The sequence below is a fragment of the Chitinophaga sp. CF118 genome, from assembly GCF_900112615.1.
Lineage (GTDB): Bacteria > Bacteroidota > Bacteroidia > Chitinophagales > Chitinophagaceae > Chitinophaga.
The window spans coordinates 88,184-105,903 of sequence record NZ_FOMK01000015.1; the positions used below are offsets into that span (position 1 = coordinate 88,184).

Annotated in this window: 15 protein-coding genes; 4 read left to right on the plus strand and 11 right to left on the minus strand. The window is 36.2% G+C overall.

Annotated elements, in window-relative coordinates; translation table 11 throughout:
• Positions 1-206 precede the first annotated feature (206 nt).
• Together BM176_RS31100 and BM176_RS31105 are read left to right on the plus strand one after the other, a co-directional pair.
• The gene (locus BM176_RS31100) at positions 207-2,150 is read left to right on the plus strand and encodes a hypothetical protein (protein ID WP_143097968.1); all 1,944 of its coding nucleotides are present in this window, start codon (positions 207-209) and stop codon (positions 2,148-2,150) included.
• Between the two features lie 370 nt (positions 2,151-2,520).
• Positions 2,521-3,252 carry an abortive infection system antitoxin AbiGi family protein gene (locus tag BM176_RS31105; protein WP_177230614.1) on the plus strand — a complete coding sequence of 244 codons (732 nt, stop codon included), beginning with the start codon at positions 2,521-2,523 and terminating at the stop codon, positions 3,250-3,252.
• Positions 3,253-3,615: 363 nt separating this feature from the next.
• Here the strand turns inward: BM176_RS31105 and BM176_RS31110 are convergent, their stop codons facing one another.
• The 5 genes from BM176_RS31110 to BM176_RS31130 form a co-directional block, all read right to left on the minus strand.
• Positions 3,616-4,482 (minus strand): hypothetical protein, encoded by an 867-nt coding sequence (locus BM176_RS31110; protein WP_090108317.1) that lies wholly within the window; start codon positions 4,480-4,482, stop codon positions 3,616-3,618.
• A gap of 174 nt (positions 4,483-4,656) precedes the next feature.
• The gene (locus BM176_RS31115; RefSeq protein WP_090108318.1) at positions 4,657-4,926 is read right to left on the minus strand and encodes a hypothetical protein; all 270 of its coding nucleotides are present in this window, start codon (positions 4,924-4,926) and stop codon (positions 4,657-4,659) included.
• 9 nt (positions 4,927-4,935) lie between these two features.
• Complete coding sequence (locus BM176_RS31120) at positions 4,936-5,130, minus strand: hypothetical protein (protein ID WP_090108319.1); 195 nt, start codon at positions 5,128-5,130, stop codon at positions 4,936-4,938.
• An 11-nt stretch (positions 5,131-5,141) separates the two neighbouring features.
• Positions 5,142-5,651, minus strand: a complete 510-nt coding sequence (locus BM176_RS31125) for a hypothetical protein (protein ID WP_090108320.1) — start codon at positions 5,649-5,651, stop codon at positions 5,142-5,144.
• Between the two features lie 11 nt (positions 5,652-5,662).
• The gene (locus BM176_RS31130) at positions 5,663-7,270 is read right to left on the minus strand and encodes a hypothetical protein (protein ID WP_090108321.1); all 1,608 of its coding nucleotides are present in this window, start codon (positions 7,268-7,270) and stop codon (positions 5,663-5,665) included.
• Positions 7,271-8,451: 1,181 nt separating this feature from the next.
• Here BM176_RS31130 and BM176_RS31140 point away from each other — a divergent pair.
• The gene (locus BM176_RS31140; RefSeq protein ID WP_090108323.1) at positions 8,452-9,792 is read left to right on the plus strand and encodes a hypothetical protein; all 1,341 of its coding nucleotides are present in this window, start codon (positions 8,452-8,454) and stop codon (positions 9,790-9,792) included.
• Positions 9,793-9,912: 120 nt separating this feature from the next.
• Entirely contained in the window at positions 9,913-10,392 is a 480-nt protein-coding gene (locus tag BM176_RS31145) for a hypothetical protein (protein WP_143097969.1), read from the plus strand.
• 49 nt (positions 10,393-10,441) lie between these two features.
• On the opposite strand, the gene BM176_RS31150 is transcribed toward BM176_RS31145, so the two are convergent.
• The 6 genes from BM176_RS31150 to BM176_RS31185 form a co-directional block, all read right to left on the minus strand.
• Positions 10,442-10,900, minus strand: coding sequence for a hypothetical protein (locus BM176_RS31150; protein ID WP_090108325.1), 459 nt, complete (start codon positions 10,898-10,900; stop codon positions 10,442-10,444).
• A 319-nt stretch (positions 10,901-11,219) separates the two neighbouring features.
• Complete coding sequence (locus tag BM176_RS31160; protein WP_090108327.1) at positions 11,220-11,507, minus strand: hypothetical protein; 288 nt, start codon at positions 11,505-11,507, stop codon at positions 11,220-11,222.
• Positions 11,508-11,617: 110 nt separating this feature from the next.
• Positions 11,618-11,872, minus strand: coding sequence for a hypothetical protein (locus tag BM176_RS31165; RefSeq protein ID WP_090108328.1), 255 nt, complete (start codon positions 11,870-11,872; stop codon positions 11,618-11,620).
• A 405-nt stretch (positions 11,873-12,277) separates the two neighbouring features.
• Positions 12,278-14,800: a KAP family P-loop NTPase fold protein gene (locus BM176_RS31175; protein WP_090108330.1), complete on the minus strand. Its 2,523-nt coding sequence runs from the start codon at positions 14,798-14,800 to the stop codon at positions 12,278-12,280.
• A 136-nt stretch (positions 14,801-14,936) separates the two neighbouring features.
• Positions 14,937-15,383, minus strand: a complete 447-nt coding sequence (locus BM176_RS31180) for a hypothetical protein (protein WP_090108331.1) — start codon at positions 15,381-15,383, stop codon at positions 14,937-14,939.
• A gap of 5 nt (positions 15,384-15,388) precedes the next feature.
• Positions 15,389-17,641, minus strand: coding sequence for an RHS repeat domain-containing protein (locus BM176_RS31185; protein WP_090108332.1), 2,253 nt, complete (start codon positions 17,639-17,641; stop codon positions 15,389-15,391).
• Positions 17,642-17,720: the final 79 nt, after the last annotated feature.

A 17,720-nucleotide genomic window follows, 5' to 3' on the forward strand; every position in this document is an offset into this window, starting at 1 on the left:
TGATTAGGGATATGACAATAAGTTAAGGTACATAATGTTGGGCTACGGAGAAATACCAACTAGTTTGTATTTATTCTGTTAGAGACAGTTCGTCACTATTCTTGCATTTACAAAAATACCAAGTACTTGGTATTTTCATTAAGTACATAATGATCTAACTTGTAATTATAAAAATATTAGTTAATAATTTCCTCAACTATTCTTCAATGAGTCGCGTTCCCCATACTAGTTGCTATTTTTATTCCATTATTTGCTTTCTAGGAGCCATGTTCCCAAATAAGATTTTATCTCAACAAATAGCAAAGATAAATATTCATTCTGCTGTTACTTCCAAAGAAAATACTCTTCATAGCATTAATAAACATACTATGATAGATTCAGTTAAAAAAATATTGGAAACACTAGAAAAATCAGGCCCCGCTCTTTTTAAAGTAAACTCAGTTCTAAACCTTCAACATAAATTGGACTCTTTAAAAAAAACTATCAATGAAGACACAATACATCTAGGAAAAGATTCAATACAAGAAAATATAATATCTGCTACATGCTCAAAAATAGAGATGATTACTAACCTAGTCCTTGAAAAGGACGGCAACGGAAATTATCAATTCTCGTTAACCGATATAAAAGAAAATCCGATAAAGACCTTTCTTATAAAGCAGTTTAATGAGGAACTTTTTAAAAATAAATTATATAATACTATCCTAAGTATATGTGACTCTCCCGACGAAGAAACAAAAGAAAAAGTAAAAAACATTGTTGAAACTCTGCTAAAACAAGGGCTATACTCACGTTTGTTGGAAGCAAGCCTGGACGTAAGATCTGATGACGCCCTTGCTGGTAAATTGAGAATTTTCAAAACCGTTGAGGTTTCATATTATAAGGATATTGTTGACTCTTCAAATAACTCCGGTGATGGAAAAGGCGGACCTGATAAAAAACTGCACAAAAGGGAATTTATTGACCCTCCTTTCACAGTTTACAATATTCAAATCCAATTTCAGGATGGATTTATAGAGAATATCAAGGTAAAAGGGAAAATGAGAGGTATGGATTCGATGTTGTTATTTGCTAATCCATTTCCCTTCCCATTTTCAAGTAAGACAAATTTTCAAAGTAATAGAAAATTATATGAAGTGACTGTTTTAAGAAATTCTAATTGCATTCTGCATTTAGGAGAATTGTTACAATTTGATTATGAGTTAAGAAATTATACGAGAGATTATTTCCCGGAAAACCAGGTATATAAATCAGAATTGAATGATTCAATCACAACAGTAAGTCTTTATAAAGAGAAAACAACTAAAATCTTGGAATTAAGGATCTTCAGTGATTTAAAGGGAATCGAAACAGACAATCCTAATGGACTTATACAAACCGAATTTTCTAAGTCATTTAATTTCTCCACCAATAGAATTGATTGCGGAAGAAAATTTAATTTCGGGTATTTAAATTATTTCACCCCTGAGTTTGCCATAAATAAAATTGAAGATAATCACAAGCAACTTATATTAGATCATTTTGAAAAGAATCCAGCAAATACAAGTAAGCCGACTAGTTTTGCTTCTACATTGGATATTTACCGACATCAGATTTACAATTTGGGGTTTTCCGTAAACCTAATTTTAGCTGATGCACCTGAGTTAAAATCAACAATTAATTTATGCGCAGGAGTTTATTTTGGAAGATCCGCTATACAAGATACATTAAGAGTAATTGATGCCCCTAGTAATACTTATAAACCTTCCAGTGAGAATAATGTCGTCAATACAGGCGTTAATACAATTCAAATTGTTCCCGAATTAAAATGGCAGATATTTCCAGACGAAAGGTACGGCGTTACTTTAAGCCAAAAATTGAGACATTTCAAGATACTGAGCAATGATTTTCAGCAAGTGAAAAATAAAGAAGAATACATTTCTTTTATACAATCGAATCAACCTGAAAAGGTTTATAATACTTCAAAGATTATCTGGAATTCGGAGATTTGTGCATTTTTCAAGCCTTCGTCTAACAATCAACTATTCATCAGATATAGAATTAACTACGATTTAGGAGATATGAACCACAATTTTAGTCAATTGCAAATTGGGTTAGCTACTTTCTTAACTACAACAAAGAAAACATCAAAAGAAACAGAAAAAAATTGAGCCAATTTACTGATCAAAAATTTCCAAAAGTGCTTGATTAAGAGACGTGGCGGGTAGTGGAAACATAAACGGCAGTCTAATGCGCCACTGCTCGACCCTGCATGTGGGGGAGCGGGGAGGTAACGAACCGCTCTACCCGGAACCAATTGGTGCCGATTATTCGAATGTTATATTAACTTTTTACTTTCTGAACTCGGAATATGAGCACATTCCCCTTTATTAACGGTGTATTAACTTATTTATTAAGTTCATTTCGTATCGTTGTGAAACTTCGGAACTTCATAAAAATATAAAATGGCACACAAAGTTTCTCTTGATTTACCAGGCATAGAGGTTCGCAATACAAATGCATTTTTTGTTATGCAAAAAAATGGAAAGTAAAATTCTTATAAATTTCAAATATTATAAAATGGCAATCCACTCTAACATTCTTGTACATTGGACTTGTAAAGAAGAAAACACAACATCAGAACAGTATGTTACAAGACTAAAAAGCACAATTTTTCAAGGCTTGTATTTAAATAAAGGTAGTGAAAGAATAGTTGGACATAACAATACTGCTATTAAAGCCGATATCTCTAGAGTATGTCTTACGGAAATAAGGCTTACGCAGGTTACAAAACATACAAGTTTATATGGCAAGCTAGGGATTGGTTTTTCTCGGGATTTTGTCATAAGAAATTTTGGCAATCCGGTTTCCTATGTCACCAATAGCAATGCTTATAGCTTGTTAGTTGAACATTTCGATCACTTACATGGCTTTTTGGCAAACCACCACTATGAGGAATATTTGGCTAGGCTTCAGTACATAATGGGGTTTGTGAAAAATATGTCTGATGTCAATGAGAATGATATGAAATATTACGAAGAAATGGAATGGAGGATTGTGCATAATAAATTAATGGAAATAGATGGGAGGATTTTACCTGAAGATCCTGCCAAGTCTATTTATCGATTAGTATATGCCCCTCGCGAAGTTAAATTGATAGTTTTTCCTAATGAGGAAACAAATGCTTTGGCCTTATCAGACCCTGATCTATTGCGATTCTTTAAGGACCATACGCCTATTCTTTTAACCTTGGAAGACTGTAATCAGTTTTAATAATTTGAAACTGAATTACAACAAAAGGAAATCAAAAAGGCATCAAGTAAATATTTGGAGCTTGTCAAATCAACAAGTAAACATATTTTAGTGGATTATGAATGTTCTTCAGTTTGCAAAAACATCTAATATGACGACATTCTGTTTTCAATTCATGACAACAATGGTTCATACAAAAGTTGTGCATTGGTCCATCTTATTTTAGAAGTAAGCAAGAGGAAAACCCTAACTTTCCCTTATGTAAAGTGTAAAGTAAATTATCTACATGAGACATTGGATATTTATTTATGCTTACAAATCAATCAATAAAGAAGCCGGTTTTTTAATAATCCCTTTCTGCGGAGATGCGGAATGTTAATTTCTTTATCGCCAATTCCTGAGTTTGTTTCTATCTTCATCAATCCATGCCTCAATACGCCTTATTTGATCTTCAACACTTCTTATTTTATCATTAAGTTCATCAAGCCACCCTTCAGCTTTCGATTTCCAGTTATCGCTATGCGACTCCCAAATTTTGCTTTGCAAATCATTTTTTTTTCCTTCAAACCTTTCCAAAGCATCTTTAGCATTATTATGCTTTTCTATATTTTTTTCCAAATTGCCTTCAATTTGAGCTTTTATTTGCCTGCCTTTTTCTTGCTTCTCCAGCCAAATTCTTTGTTTTTCTTCGTAAAGTTTAGTCTTTTCTTCTTGGTAATTTTTATGTTGGCCCCAAAAGTTATCATGGTGCTGCCGTACTTCAATCATCCTTTCATGTACATCAGTTTTATGTTCCCCTGTCATTTCGTGCTTAACTGACTTAAAATAGCCCCCAATATTGCCTAATGCTTTTCCTTTTGATTTCATGTCTTCTACAGTCTCTTTAAGCAATCCAAAAGTCATAATATGGCCAACGACAAAATCGCTGATGGCGTGGTAATCGGCATTATCCAACCGACCCATTATCTCATTATAGAAATTTTTAGAACGATTATATGTTTGTTCTTTTCTAACAACGTGAGCATTATTCCTTAAATTGAAGAAATTCGCCCATGCAATATCCCGCTCATTTTTAGATGGGTATCTGACATTTTTAAAAATTTCATTTATTTCTGTGCATAATTCGAATGTGTAGTCCCAATCGTGTTTAGATGTACTGCCAAAAAAAGATTCGGCCTTGCCAATTCTGTTGGACAAATCTCTTATTTTACTATCAAGTTCCTGGTAGCTTACAGTAAAAATATTCAGCATGGGTAAATTGTATTAATAACTGTTATAAGGTACAATAAGTTTACAACTTAAACTGACTTAATAAAAACTAAAAATCGTTTGCTTGCAGGACAAAACCTATTAAAAAAGAGAAGGTATTAATGAAATTAGTTCTAGTAAAAACGACCAGTAAATTTGCTGATCGTTTTTTTATGATTATTTACCTGGAGAAACCCCGAATTTTATTGGAGAATCAGCAATCTGGTATAAGTATTTTACATTATCCCACTCTGCCTGAAAAGTACTGACATCAACATCTTCTTTTATTTCAGCTTCTGTAGGTACTTTACCATTTGAAGAATGCTTTACATAAGCGAATGAAAAATTGTCTGAACTTTTCCATCCTCTTTGAAGCATGATCCGGTGAATTTCTATGCCTAGTTCCAGATCCTGATGGGAACTGTCGTAGATAACTATGGTATTCATATGTTGGTTTTAAGAATCTTCTTTAGGCTCTTTTCCCTGGTTTGCATCCTGAGCAGGACGTGGAGGATTTGTATCAGGTTTTTTAGGAGTATGCTCAAAATTAGGAAGGGACAAACGGTTAGTAACGTCTGCTATTCCTTTTTGTAAGTCATCTTTCTGATCGGACCTTGTGCCGGTAAACTTAGGTTTGTCCTCATTCATCATAGTTTTCTTTTTTAGTTGATTGACAAAATAATATCATAATTAGATTTTAAGTAAATTTTCATTTTATGGTTAGCCTTTGCGATTATTTCGGCGGGCGTTTCTACCAATAAGTCATCAGAAAATGCTAAAATACCAGCGCATATCTGAGACTGATCATACCGGATCTGTTCGATTTCGTCTTCAGTTAGTTTTCCCCTACGGATCTTTCCCCAGGTCCTTTCATATTCTATATTTATCAGATCTAGTTTGTGACATTTTTCGTTCAGTTCCCTTATCATTTTAGAATATGGGAAATAGGGTTTTATGGTAGAGACCACCTGTGAGGCCGCGACAATTCCACCCCATACTAACGGGAATTCATCCCATACTGCCCATGTTCCTATACTGGCGGAAGAGGCTAGCGCAAGAAATATATTGATCTTCCGGTCCCATTTTTGATATTTGGTTACTAAGAAGGCAAGCAAGTAACCTTTGAACCTCATATCACATAGGTCTGCCCAAATACTGTCTGTTGAATTCATTATTGTCGATTTTATTTACCACCTAATATATTGATCGCATATCCGAGTTGCACCTGCAGGAAATTCCCTTGTGCCTGACTAAATTCTGAATTCAATCTCATTCTGGCGAACATCTTTCCATTGTCACTAACATTGAGCGCCATTTGTAATTCTATCACGTTGATAAAGGCCCCATTTTTAACGATGTATTTTTTCTGGTTATCTTTTTCCCAGCCGAGCAACTGAATCCTGTTATTCAAGGGTTTCAGATAAACTAACTTATCTGAAAGTGTCAGGCTGAATCGTTCTTCCGGTAACCAGGAGATGGCCAGAGATGGATAGAACTGAAGGGTGCTTATAGTGTACTCATTAGTGAAACCGGGTTTCACTATCTTGCCGGATTGCATCTCAGTAAGAGAATCTCTGACAGGGGTAATGCCTATTCTACCACCCATATTTACGCAAACGCTGTACTTCAGGTCATGGTTACTGAAAGCAAACAAGTTGAAATCAAGACCGCCGGAAAAGCTTTGGTATTGCAATAGTTTAATAGCAGAAGTATACCTGTTCAGGTCTTTATTCAGTTTAGAGGTGTCGTTTGGTCCAGGTGTTTGACGTATGGAATCCAGATCACTTAAAATTAGGTATTTATTTTGTTGCTCAATTTTGGATAATGTTACGACCGGACTGATATATTGGAAATATCCTATGCTTCTGATAAACCGATATATTAATGGACATTTAACCAGATATTGAACTGTATTAATATTAATTCTTTTACTGGCTTCAGTTTGAATTAAACCATTAGGTTTATCTTCCCTAAGGCCTATGAAATCCGTGTATATATTGGCCTGAAATAATTTGTTTGTTTTTTCTTTTTCCAGTTCCAATGATTTACCTCCTTCCGTTTCAAAGACCATGTCGGCAGGAGAATAATCACGTCTTTGGAGGGCCAGTGTAGGGACATAATCGACCAGATCGGACAGTAAAATTGAATAGCTTGTAGTGTCTTTTTTAGTGACAAAAGGCGGAGAAGTCAGATCATATAGATGTACTTCTTTGAAATCTTTAATATTTTGTCTGGAAGATATACCTATGCTATACAAATTAGTAAATATTCTTTGTACGTTAGTATCATAAGGATCTTGTAAGCAAACCTGTATATTTTCTACATATCCATCTGATATTTCAACCTGCACTTTTTTTACCTGGTAGCTATCTACTGTTTCGCTTGTGTCTTTATGATATATTTTGGTATACATCCTGACTTTTTCTCTGACTGTAAAATCGGCCGCCTTATGTTTGGTGGTTTCGTCTGCATCAGTTGCCCATATATTAGCATACAGCTGATTAGCAATTTGTGATGTGGTTGATGAAGCATCCCCACAGGTAGCCCCCATGACGGCTAATTTATTTTTAATCTTTTGGGTGAAATTATCCGGAGAGAACCGGTTAGCATCAAATTGCTGATCTGTTTGGCCATCTGAACTGATTGTGATAGCAATAGTCCTAGAGGTCCCAATCGTGGCTGTTATGTTAAATTCTTTACCGCAAATCTGATAAGTAGTGAAGTAAGTCTTTTGAGATTTTGCAATACACGAAAGAAAAAGAATAGATAATAGAATACTTATTTTTCTCATTGAGAAGGAAGATTAATGTTGTAGCGAATGTAATGATCCGATTACATGACCTTTTGCCATACGCAATTATCGAAGGCGTCTTTCCGGCATATGTACTTTATACCGTTTACAATTTTTACTTGTCCACAGGTACAAAGCCCATGTGGCTCTTGTTCGAAATTTTGGGATTCAGTTTGTACATCTGTATTAGTAACGGAGATAGATTGCCCTTTCTGAGCAAAGTTTTGGGGCTGATTTGCTGCCATGACAATTAGAATTTAAATCGAAAGGTCATTCATTCCGCAAGTTTTATCAATACCAAGTAGTTTGTATTTTTTGATATTACGATATTTTTTTTGTGTGGATGTTACCTTTTAACTCTTTTCGCAAGTAGGATTTTGCTCGTTTTGGGCAGCATCTTTACAAATGCGTAAAATGAGTACCAAAAATGATGCATCAGGTATTCAAATGCCACACGCTTCTTTATCGGCCATTTACTCCAAAAGGAAATTATACCTTGCTGGAAGTTTTATTTAACCATTTCCATGAAAGCGAAATGTTTTCGATAAGTAGATTAAGACTCAAGTGAACTGTTTTGCCTTTTTAAGATCCATTTTATTTTTCATCCTACATTTGAAATGTTTATGAAGTGAATTTTAGTAAATATCATTGCTAAACATACTACTGATCCACTGAATAATGAACGAGGGCGGAAATTACCTCCCCTATTCTTCCTGTCCACAGAGGCAAACTAGAAATTGCGCTGTTACGCCTTCAATCAGTTGCTTTTGGTATCCCTACGCGAAGTATTCATCAAGATCGATAGTTCGCAAACCTAAGTTTAAGGCAATGGGAGTAAAATGTATAAGCAGCAGTCAAATAAGATCTTTAAATGCCCTTTCTATCGCGGCATGATCAATCACCGACTATTGGTCTTCCATACCACGTTGCATTGTGTTCATAATAGTTTCCGGTGTGGGTAAGGGCGTAAACGTACAAATTTTAATAACAAACTACTGCCATTATCCTTAATAAAAAGTTAACACAAGTAATATAAGTAATGAATTATTTTCGTACCGAACTATTCAAAGAAGATACCTGTGAAGATTATTTGTTGTTACCTATAGCTCTTGATTAAATGTCATTTTAACCCATGACATGCGTATTATCAATTGGGCGATTCCTTAATTAATACCTCATAAATGAAAAAAGTACTGTCGTTAAGCATTCTATTTGTTATCCTTTTTACCGTCTTTTATAGTTGTCGGAAAAGCGATGTTCAGTCAATCCGAAAAGACAAGACTACGCAAAGCGGCCTGTCTGTCGAAGAAGGTAAGGCTTATTTTAACCAACTAGATACCAGCGCCGTTGCCGCCAGGCAGGGAAAGGCCGCTGTGAAAATGTGGCCGCAATGGGCCAATCCTTACTCCAATGCCAATGGTAAGGGACAGCAATACATTGAGGTACCTGTTATCACTGAAAGGAAGAGAACCATACTCTTCCTTGATAAAGAACATCCGGCAGGTGATGAGGATAAGAAAAAGCAAAAGCAGTCCGCTTTTCAGACATTAATTGTCTTCAAGGACAGGAATAGCCAGGTCTACTACAGGATCGTATCTTATGTAGGATCTCCTGCTTATCTGAAACGTCACAGTTATAACATAGGTCATAACCGCATAGGAAATCTGGATAGTGATTTTGATGGCTATTTGAATTATAGTAATCAAAAAGGTGAACACCTTTTCTCTATTAAAGTTGAAAACGGAAGGGCTGTTAAAAGGATCGGTAGTAAAGCTGCTAGTCAGCAAAGAAATACAGTAGCCAGGGCTTCCGGAGGTTATGAAGTTTGTGAGACCTGGTGTAATGAAATCACAGAACAGTTCTGCGGACAAACCACCGTAACTGTCTGTTCTCCCGCTACAGGTCAATGCTGGGAGCAGGAAGGGCCGGAAGAATGCTGGTACGAGACTATCACGGTTGATTGCTACGAGGAGTGCTACTGGGTGGAAGAAGAAGAGCCTAATCCGCCATGTTATGATCAGACAAGCCCTAGTGGTTATTGCGATAATCTACCCGGAGATGGTGGTGGTGAAGGTAATGAAGCGACGTTTGGCGTGGACTGTAGTTCATATTCATTTACACATACCTCCCTGGCTAACTGGCAGGAAGCCGGACTGAATAAGATCAGATTGAAGTGGGTATGGGTTGGCCCCGGCCGTGATCAGAGTTATCCAAGAGAAATGTGGATCGATCACGTCGTGTATGGATTACCGCAACATTATGCGAACGGTCAGGTAATCACACCGGGGCAGGCTGCAAATATTGCTGCTGCCATAACGGACCAAGCGAAGATCCTGACATATCAAAGATTTAGAGAAGAACCTTTTGAGGCTGAAAGCAATGTAATTACTTATTTTAAACAGCAGCTTCAAATCCTGATGGTTACTCAAGGTGGTACTGCTGGTACCACAGGCACTGGCAGCCCAGGTATTGTGTTCAGAAATGAGCAAAGGGCATTTTTCGGTACACGCGATTGCAACTAAGATAGCAGTTATATGTTGTTTCTTATTCTTCACAGAAAGACGTTAAAATTTATCATGTTGGCATTATTATCATTATTCTTGTATAATGGTAGTAATGCCCAACGTTTAAATGTCATAAATATGGAGCTAGAGAATATAATTGATAGCCAGGATAAAATGGTGAATTTCATTTCAACCAATTTTTTTGATCACAACATAAGTAATCAGGAGCTGGCGATAAATAATCACTCAATGTTTTCCTATAAGTTTAATAGAGCGTTGACTTTGCCTTTTATAGATTATACATTATTTGGTCTGAAAATTAACGATCAATTTGCTTATCAGATAAATAATGATAAATTTTGCCTGTATCTTTTGATGGATATAGATAAAGATGCATTGGATATCGTTGTTAACCGGTTAGGACATCCGGCAAATGTTACATCGGAAGACTACGAAACTGGTGATTTTGATTTCTTAGCGTGGCATAAAAAGGGTATCGATCTTACTATAATGAAAGACAGGATGAGTACTATGAGAGAACCGGAGAAACTGAAAATAAATCTGCTTATCACGAATATGGACTACAGAGATCTTATCAGTACTGAAAAGATTTTCTGATAAGTTGAAGTCATTAAAAGAAAGAGGGTGTCTTTAAAATAAAATAGCACTACGGGTTAATTTTGCCAACCTTCGCCGTATCCACTTGCCAGGATTTAGTCAGAGACTCCCGCATTGTATGTGCCAGGTTATAGGTTGCTATTTGTGTAGGGGTAGGATCATCGGTTAGGTTTTCAGCTCTGGCGACAGCCATCATCATTCCTTCAATTTCGCTTTCTTCTATTAAACTAAGTTCTCCCCAATACAATTCAGAAAAGCGTTTTTTGGCTTTTGCGACTTCTTCTTCGGTATGAAGATCTTTAGATGCCAGGATGGAAGCATTATTTAAAGCATCAAGGTATAGTTTTTGGCGTAATTCGAGAAATGGCTTGGCAGCCTCAATTTTCCTGGACTCAGCTTCTTTTTCTTTTGCAATCCTGAAATTCATAACACTGATAACAATCCCAACAACGACACTAATAACGGTGATAAAGCTACCAATGGATTTAATTAGTTCGGGAACGTTCATTTGAGTAAGTTTTAATATGAATAGAATGCTGGCGGGGTAAAATACCAAGCTCTTTAATGGGTGTAAATTAATTTAAATTCTAAACAAAGTGGGAATAATCATACTTAACTATTCCCATTCGGAAAATAACAATTCCCTAAAAACTATCTTACTGACATCCACCAGCGACGTACTACTCCCTGCGTCTTTCCTACTATTCGCGAAAATGAACGCTTTAAAGGTTGTCATAGCATCTGATTGATTCATTTTTTGTCCTATTCTTAACCATGTGTAAAAACTCTGTATCATTCCATCAGTATGACCAGCATATAGAGCATTATTATATTGTCTTAAAAACACCAGTCTTTTTAATATCTGATAAAAAAATCTGAGCTTCTAAAACACTCTCAAAACAATAATCATACAATGAAAAATCCAACTCTGCTTCTTTACTTACCGTCGATACTTTAATTGTTTGATTCGATATTTCCAAAGTCAATTTCCTTTTAATATCCTTCAAGCAATCAATATCAACGAACTGCAAATCGGGCTTAAACTCATCAACAGACAGAATTGATGTGTCAAAATTTTCCTTCAAAAACTGTTTAAAAGCAATTATGTCAATCATGTTTTTTTACCTGAAGAGGATAAACACTGCATATTATAATTTCACCACTTCCTTTTATTGCATTTTCGTTTATCCATTGTGCCATACGGATGGTAATCTATGGAAATAATTCAATCTAAACTTTCAAGATAATCATTAAACTCTTGCCTAAGTTTCTCCGTCATATCTTTATTCTCCTTCCATGCGGTAGAATTAATAATTAAAGCATCTGCTTCTAATATAGAAAGTTTCAATTTCATTATTAAAAGCATAGCAGATTCCATTTGAGTTGCACCCGACTCTTTTAGTGCTACTATAACTGCATCTAAATTTCCTTGATCTTTATTATAAACCGAGTCAAAAACACTTACAAAATCTAAGTACATAAAGCTAATATTTAATGTAAAATAAAGACCAAACTATAAACTCGTATCACTTTTCCTTCCTCCTATACTTAAAAAGAGACACCCTATTATTGTAAATAATGCAGGTGCGCCAAAAAACATATATAGTAGCCACAAGCTATTAGCAAGGATCCCCGATTTTATCACTTTCGTCATTACATTAGTAAATACATATATACCATAAGTAGATAAAAAAGTAAGAATAAAACTGACTATAATCAATCCTAATCTATACTTCTTAACTCTATCTATTTTTCTAGATTTAATATTAACGATCACTACTATTATAGGCAGCCAAAAAATAAGCGGTAAAAAATACATAATTATTATTTTGAAGTTAATGTCACCTCTCCAGGTTTTAAATCTGGAGTCAGCTCAATTTCGCAATTAATCATTGTCAGACCGTTCAGGTTTTAGTGCTGTTTTAAATTCGTAATTCGCCCAGTTGTTGAAGTCCTTTTCTTTACATGCCTCGAAAAAGGCGAGAAAATCGGCTTTGATATCCGGGTTGATCTTCGTATTTGCTATGATTAAGTCCCTGTATTCCTCCGGTGTCTCAAATATGGCCAGCAATTCAGGATGAATCGCGACAATTTCCTTTTCGCGCATATCATATTTAATCGCAAGCTTTAAAAATTCGAATGGATCATGTTCCCTCAAAGCAGCCTTCACGAAAGGAATGACCGGAGGCTCGAATCTGAAATGCTTAATCTCATATCCTGGCTGTCCAGGTGCGGGTTCCGTGTATTCGTCACGAATGCCCCAGAACATCCATGACGCGTCTTTGGTAAGCCCATGTTCAGCTACATGCGCCATGAAATAACGAACCTGGAAATCGACAAGCACTGTGGTCGGAACACTTATTTCTTTTTTATCATGCTTGATGTTGTAAATGATTTCTGCAGGAAACACAAATGGGGTTTCAGCCTCTTCAAACAGACTTTCGACAAAAAGACGGTAAGCGTTTTCATCTTTTTTATAATATCGCTTATCTATAATGTGGTCATAATTCCAAAGTAGATCTATAAGTGCCATATAGTCAAAAGAATGTCGTCCTTTTTCCTTTACGTATCTTGCTCCCAGGTAAAAAAGAGATTTCAGTTTAAGCTCAAAACACGCACGTGTTTTTGCTTTCTCCTGTAATATCCTCATACAAAGTTCGGCAAGTAGTTTATCCTCCTCGCATCTATCCACAAATTGTTTTACACCCGAAAGGCCATGGTGCCATGCTTCTTGAAATAATTTTTCTGATATATCCCGGCCACTTAATCTATAACGGAAGTAACGTTCGAAAAACATCGGATACATGATCGCATTCTTTGCCATCGTTGACCTACTAAATCTAAAAAATAAGTTTCCTAAAAGACCACAGATCAGCGTTATCTCAGCTTCGTCGTAGCTCTTCTCTTCCCGTAGCATCCGCCCAATTAACAATAAGTCGTCTTTTTTAACCCGATAAGTCCTCAGTTTATAATATTCTTCATGAGTTGACCTGGAAGGCGTGACCAGTATGAAATCATCACGTTTCTCAAATAACCTGTCATATATCAATGGGAAACGGAATTTTAGCAGCTCTAACACAAAAAGGCTCTCAAACAATACCTCCTGCCCTAAGAATCGATAAGCAATCTTAAAGTTATTGATGAATTTAATAACGTCCCTCGACTGCCTGAAAATTGTCCTAAAAGCAAAATTGTATTGATTACGAAATCCTGTCTCCCGGATATGACTGCGATAGGCCTCCATATGATTCGCTGTGATAAAGCTCTCGAGCAAACTTTCCAAAACCCGAAGTAAATCTTCACTTTCTCTTTTGGGCAAAGGAATTTCCAACTGAATAATCTTGTCCAGATAACTGCTGCCAACATTGGCATTCATGGATTTAATAGATTCCTGTATATAACTTCTTTCATAAGCAACAAGGTAAAATATATTGGTAAAACTTGCTGTATTGCGGATCAATCGCATCACCTCCATGACCTCTTCCTTGTAAAGCCGGTCCAGATCGTCTATCGTAATAACTATTTTTTTACCAGACTTTTCCAGTAAATGATTAATCCGGTCATAGTCGTCAGTATAACTTCCGTTTTTAAAAAGACTATTCGCAAAACCGATTTGCCGGATAAATTTCTCCGCGGAACTATCTACGCGGCTCAGTTTTCTTGAATAATCTAAGATCATTCCGGAGACCTTAGGATTGAGGGCATATAAACAGCTTGCCAGGAGGTCAAAAAAATCTTTCTGAATGTTAGGTGTTCCATCTACACTCCACGGGTTAAAATCTACGATTTCAGTATTCGTTTTATCAAGATAATTTTTTATCAAATTGATAAAAGAGGTTTTCCCACTGCCATATTCCCCTAAAATCCCAATAGCAAATGATTTGCTATTGTTAGTGATGCTGATTTTTTCTGCTATCTCCCTGGCGACTTCCTTTCTATTAAATGTATCTTGCTCAACAGATTCAATAGCCAAATCTTCAATAAAACCATTACGATTTATTGCAGTATCCTGTATGCTTCTTTTCGTAATAAAGGTCAACATACCGGGTATGATTAACGCTGCTACAACAATGTCCCACTCACGCAGTATTGGAATTAAAAGAATAGGATGGAAGTGCCAAAGCTGCTGATTTAGTTGTAAAACATAAAAAAGGGTAGCAAAAATTGCCAGCTTTCGGAGGAATTTTTTTTCACTAAACAGATATAACCAGGCTGCTGCCAAAACCGAAAGAAGCATTAAAATACTTTCATTAAGCAGAGAATTGGCAAATTCAGAAATTAAAGGTTTTACTAACAGACGGTTCAATAATTGATTGACCGGACTAACGAAGAATATCAGAAAGCCTATACAACATGAAATCCAAAGTATCGATGGAAGGCGCTTTTTAATGTCTGATATGGCGATCATTTAATATGATTTTAAGGTCTGGATACTTGCACTTACAAGATGTTCCATCTTGTAAAAGGGATGGAGAATTGTATTACTCATACTTACCGTACTATTGAATAGAAAGACAGTCCATAATCTTCACAGCCTCTACATATTATTTCCAATTAGGCCCATCATGAATAATTTCCCCTTTCTCATTAAAGAATATAAAGCTTGTTGGACTCCCAATACGATAATTGAAGTTCACTATCACCAGGCAACTTTTATTGACCTCATCCCAAAGCTGAGATCCCCCCTCAGATAAGTCAAAATCTTTATCTGAAGAATAAAATTTAATTATATCAACAGGCTTTTTACTTGCACTAACTGTATCAATATAGGATTTTGCTATTCTTAATATTGTAATACTATCAAGGCATTCACGCGAAAAGTCTTTTATTAATACAGCATGACAGAATGCAGTATCAATGCCAGGTTGTATACCAATATCAGTGTAAAGTGTTTTGATTGACTCAAATTTACAACTAGATCTAGGCTTCGCTCTTGTACAGCTAACTAAAAATATCAATACGAGAAATTTCTCAAAAAGCAAATAATTCATAAATATTATCTATTAACTCGAATATTCCAGATAAATGGTTTATAAGTAACTCCAGCAGGTGAATTTGCATTATGCTGCAGATAATACATAGATGGCAATCCTGGAAGCTTACTAACAGCATCCTGGCGGCCAGCCCCAAAGTGATCCCATACTGTATATTGGACACGGATTTCATTCGCAGATATTTTTCTGATTTGAGCATCTATTTGCTGAGTTCCTCCTAATACAGTATACATAAAGATTCTATCTTTAATATATGGCTTTCCTAAATCTCTCAATACCTGGGTTCCATTGAATTCTTCAAGATTTCTATTTTCCTTCAAATAAGTCAAGACCTTCGTCTCAAATCCTGTAGCTATTTTTACAAAATTTGGATCGATGCCCAACATCGATGCCATCTCTGAATTTGGCTTAAATGACAATCCCGATCCATTCCCAAATGTAAAATGCTGAATAAGCATTCTTCCTTCATTTTGCCTAACGTCTGATTCCATGCTCATGCCCAGTTCAAATGCTGCTGGAAAAGAATTAGAATGATACATCATGCTATTATTTACCGAATTAATTTGTTGATCTGGATAATGCGTTTTAGTTAAATCATCATCTCCGCTATTTGCAAATACGTTACCATTCATATATTTTGTTGATGCACCTTGCTCCCAAAATCCCTTTTTACCCTTCGTCCCGTCATTCCATCTCCAACCAAAATAATCCTCTGTGCCTTTCTTTGCAGCAACAGTATAATCACCTTTTTTCTTTCCAGGGTCAGCTGGCTCAAGCCCATCTAAATCAATAAACCTGATTGGCATATTCCCTGCAAACTGATAAGGCGTTAATTCAGGATAGCTTTTCGTCAATGGATCCACACTCAAAAACTTCCCTATCCTTGGATCATAGATCCTAAATCCATAATCCTGCTGATTCCCCTCTCCTTTCACCTCATTATCGTTCTCCTTTCCATTAAACCCATAACGATACTTATTATTATCTGAGCTAAATGTCCTTCCTGGCATCAATGACCCAAATGGATAATAATCATAAGCGCTTATTACATCTGCATTATAGGATTCAATAATGCCATCCCCATTTTCATCCGCACCATTCTTTTTGTCGCTCACTACCGCCAGAACATTACCCAGGTGATTTGTTAACTCATATCTTTTATTCCCACGTATATAAGAAACGGTATATCCAAAACCCCACGGCGCATACGATATTTCTGAAGGTTTATCCCTGTAAAGATCAATCAGTAATTGTTCAACGTCTTTTCCTTCAGGTACAATCAGGTTGCTTATTTTATCTTCAATTACCCGCTGTTGTACCTGTAATTGCATTACTGCATTTTGCAACTGCCGACTATTCTCCACCAGGGATGCCTGTTTGTACAAGCCGGAATCAGGCTTGCTAAGCCACCTTATGTTTTCCTGTTTACTATCGGCCACCAGTTGCCATTGCATTTCCAGCCAGCCCCTGTAAAGTAAAAATACATCTTCTTTTTGCTTCAGTAATAACGCAAACTTTTGGGGTTTCAATGGTACGCTGTCAATCAGGTGTTCCTGCCGGTTATATACAAATATTTTCTCCGGAACATGCTTACTCAGCATTATTTTGGCAACCGGTGCCAGTGGATCGATATTATAATATACAGTACTATCCGCCTTTATTATCATTTTACCGGCCAGGGCTTTGCGAATGCCGAAGCTATCATTTCCAATTAAATGACTAGGCGATCTACTATCAAACAGGCGTAGCTGTGTACACATCTTTTTCAAAAGACCTTCCATTGCCATCAGCTTTTGTAAGGTACTCTGAGCCGATACCACAGGTGCTGCATTGAATACGACGTGGTTATTATAAGAGGTGTCCTGTAATGCTACTTTTCCTTTTAACCGGTATGTACCTTCCGCACTCTCTACATAGAAAATATTCTCATAGGAAATATTTTTGTACAAAGTGAAAGGGTCCAGACTTTTAAGGACTATCTGGTTGTATTCACTGTTTGTCAATTGTGCCGAATCGAAAGCCTGACCATAGCAAGTAAACCATGTGATCATTTTCCGACTCTCCTCAAGTACGGCCATGTTTACATACTTATCCGTCTCTTTCTGCCGTCCAAAAATACGCAGACCAGGACGCTTTAACGCGACTTGCTTTAACAACGGGTTGACACGGGAATCCTGTAGTACATCCGTTTGGGCTTTACTATTTTGGAAAATAAGGGATAAAAATAGAATAATGAAAAGGGATAACTTCTTCATGGTATAGTGAGAAAAGGATTTGATTTGCTCTGGAATAGCTGATTTTTGCCTCAAATGTAATAAAAAAATATATCAAATT

Coding starts and splice junctions, on each gene's coding strand:
- BM176_RS31100 (WP_143097968.1), top strand. CDS start 207: ATGAGTCGCGTTCCCCATACTAGTTGCTATTTTTATTCCATTATTTGC.
- BM176_RS31105 (WP_177230614.1), top strand. CDS start 2,521: ATGGAAAGTAAAATTCTTATAAATTTCAAATATTATAAAATGGCAATC.
- BM176_RS31110 (WP_090108317.1), bottom strand. CDS start 4,482: ATGCTGAATATTTTTACTGTAAGCTACCAGGAACTTGATAGTAAAATA.
- BM176_RS31115 (WP_090108318.1), bottom strand. CDS start 4,926: ATGAATACCATAGTTATCTACGACAGTTCCCATCAGGATCTGGAACTA.
- BM176_RS31120 (WP_090108319.1), bottom strand. CDS start 5,130: ATGATGAATGAGGACAAACCTAAGTTTACCGGCACAAGGTCCGATCAG.
- BM176_RS31125 (WP_090108320.1), bottom strand. CDS start 5,651: ATGAATTCAACAGACAGTATTTGGGCAGACCTATGTGATATGAGGTTC.
- BM176_RS31130 (WP_090108321.1), bottom strand. CDS start 7,270: ATGAGAAAAATAAGTATTCTATTATCTATTCTTTTTCTTTCGTGTATT.
- BM176_RS31140 (WP_090108323.1), top strand. CDS start 8,452: ATGAAAAAAGTACTGTCGTTAAGCATTCTATTTGTTATCCTTTTTACC.
- BM176_RS31145 (WP_143097969.1), top strand. CDS start 9,913: ATGGAGCTAGAGAATATAATTGATAGCCAGGATAAAATGGTGAATTTC.
- BM176_RS31150 (WP_090108325.1), bottom strand. CDS start 10,900: ATGAACGTTCCCGAACTAATTAAATCCATTGGTAGCTTTATCACCGTT.
- BM176_RS31160 (WP_090108327.1), bottom strand. CDS start 11,507: ATGATTGACATAATTGCTTTTAAACAGTTTTTGAAGGAAAATTTTGAC.
- BM176_RS31165 (WP_090108328.1), bottom strand. CDS start 11,872: ATGTACTTAGATTTTGTAAGTGTTTTTGACTCGGTTTATAATAAAGAT.
- BM176_RS31175 (WP_090108330.1), bottom strand. CDS start 14,800: ATGATCGCCATATCAGACATTAAAAAGCGCCTTCCATCGATACTTTGG.
- BM176_RS31180 (WP_090108331.1), bottom strand. CDS start 15,383: ATGAATTATTTGCTTTTTGAGAAATTTCTCGTATTGATATTTTTAGTT.
- BM176_RS31185 (WP_090108332.1), bottom strand. CDS start 17,641: ATGAAGAAGTTATCCCTTTTCATTATTCTATTTTTATCCCTTATTTTC.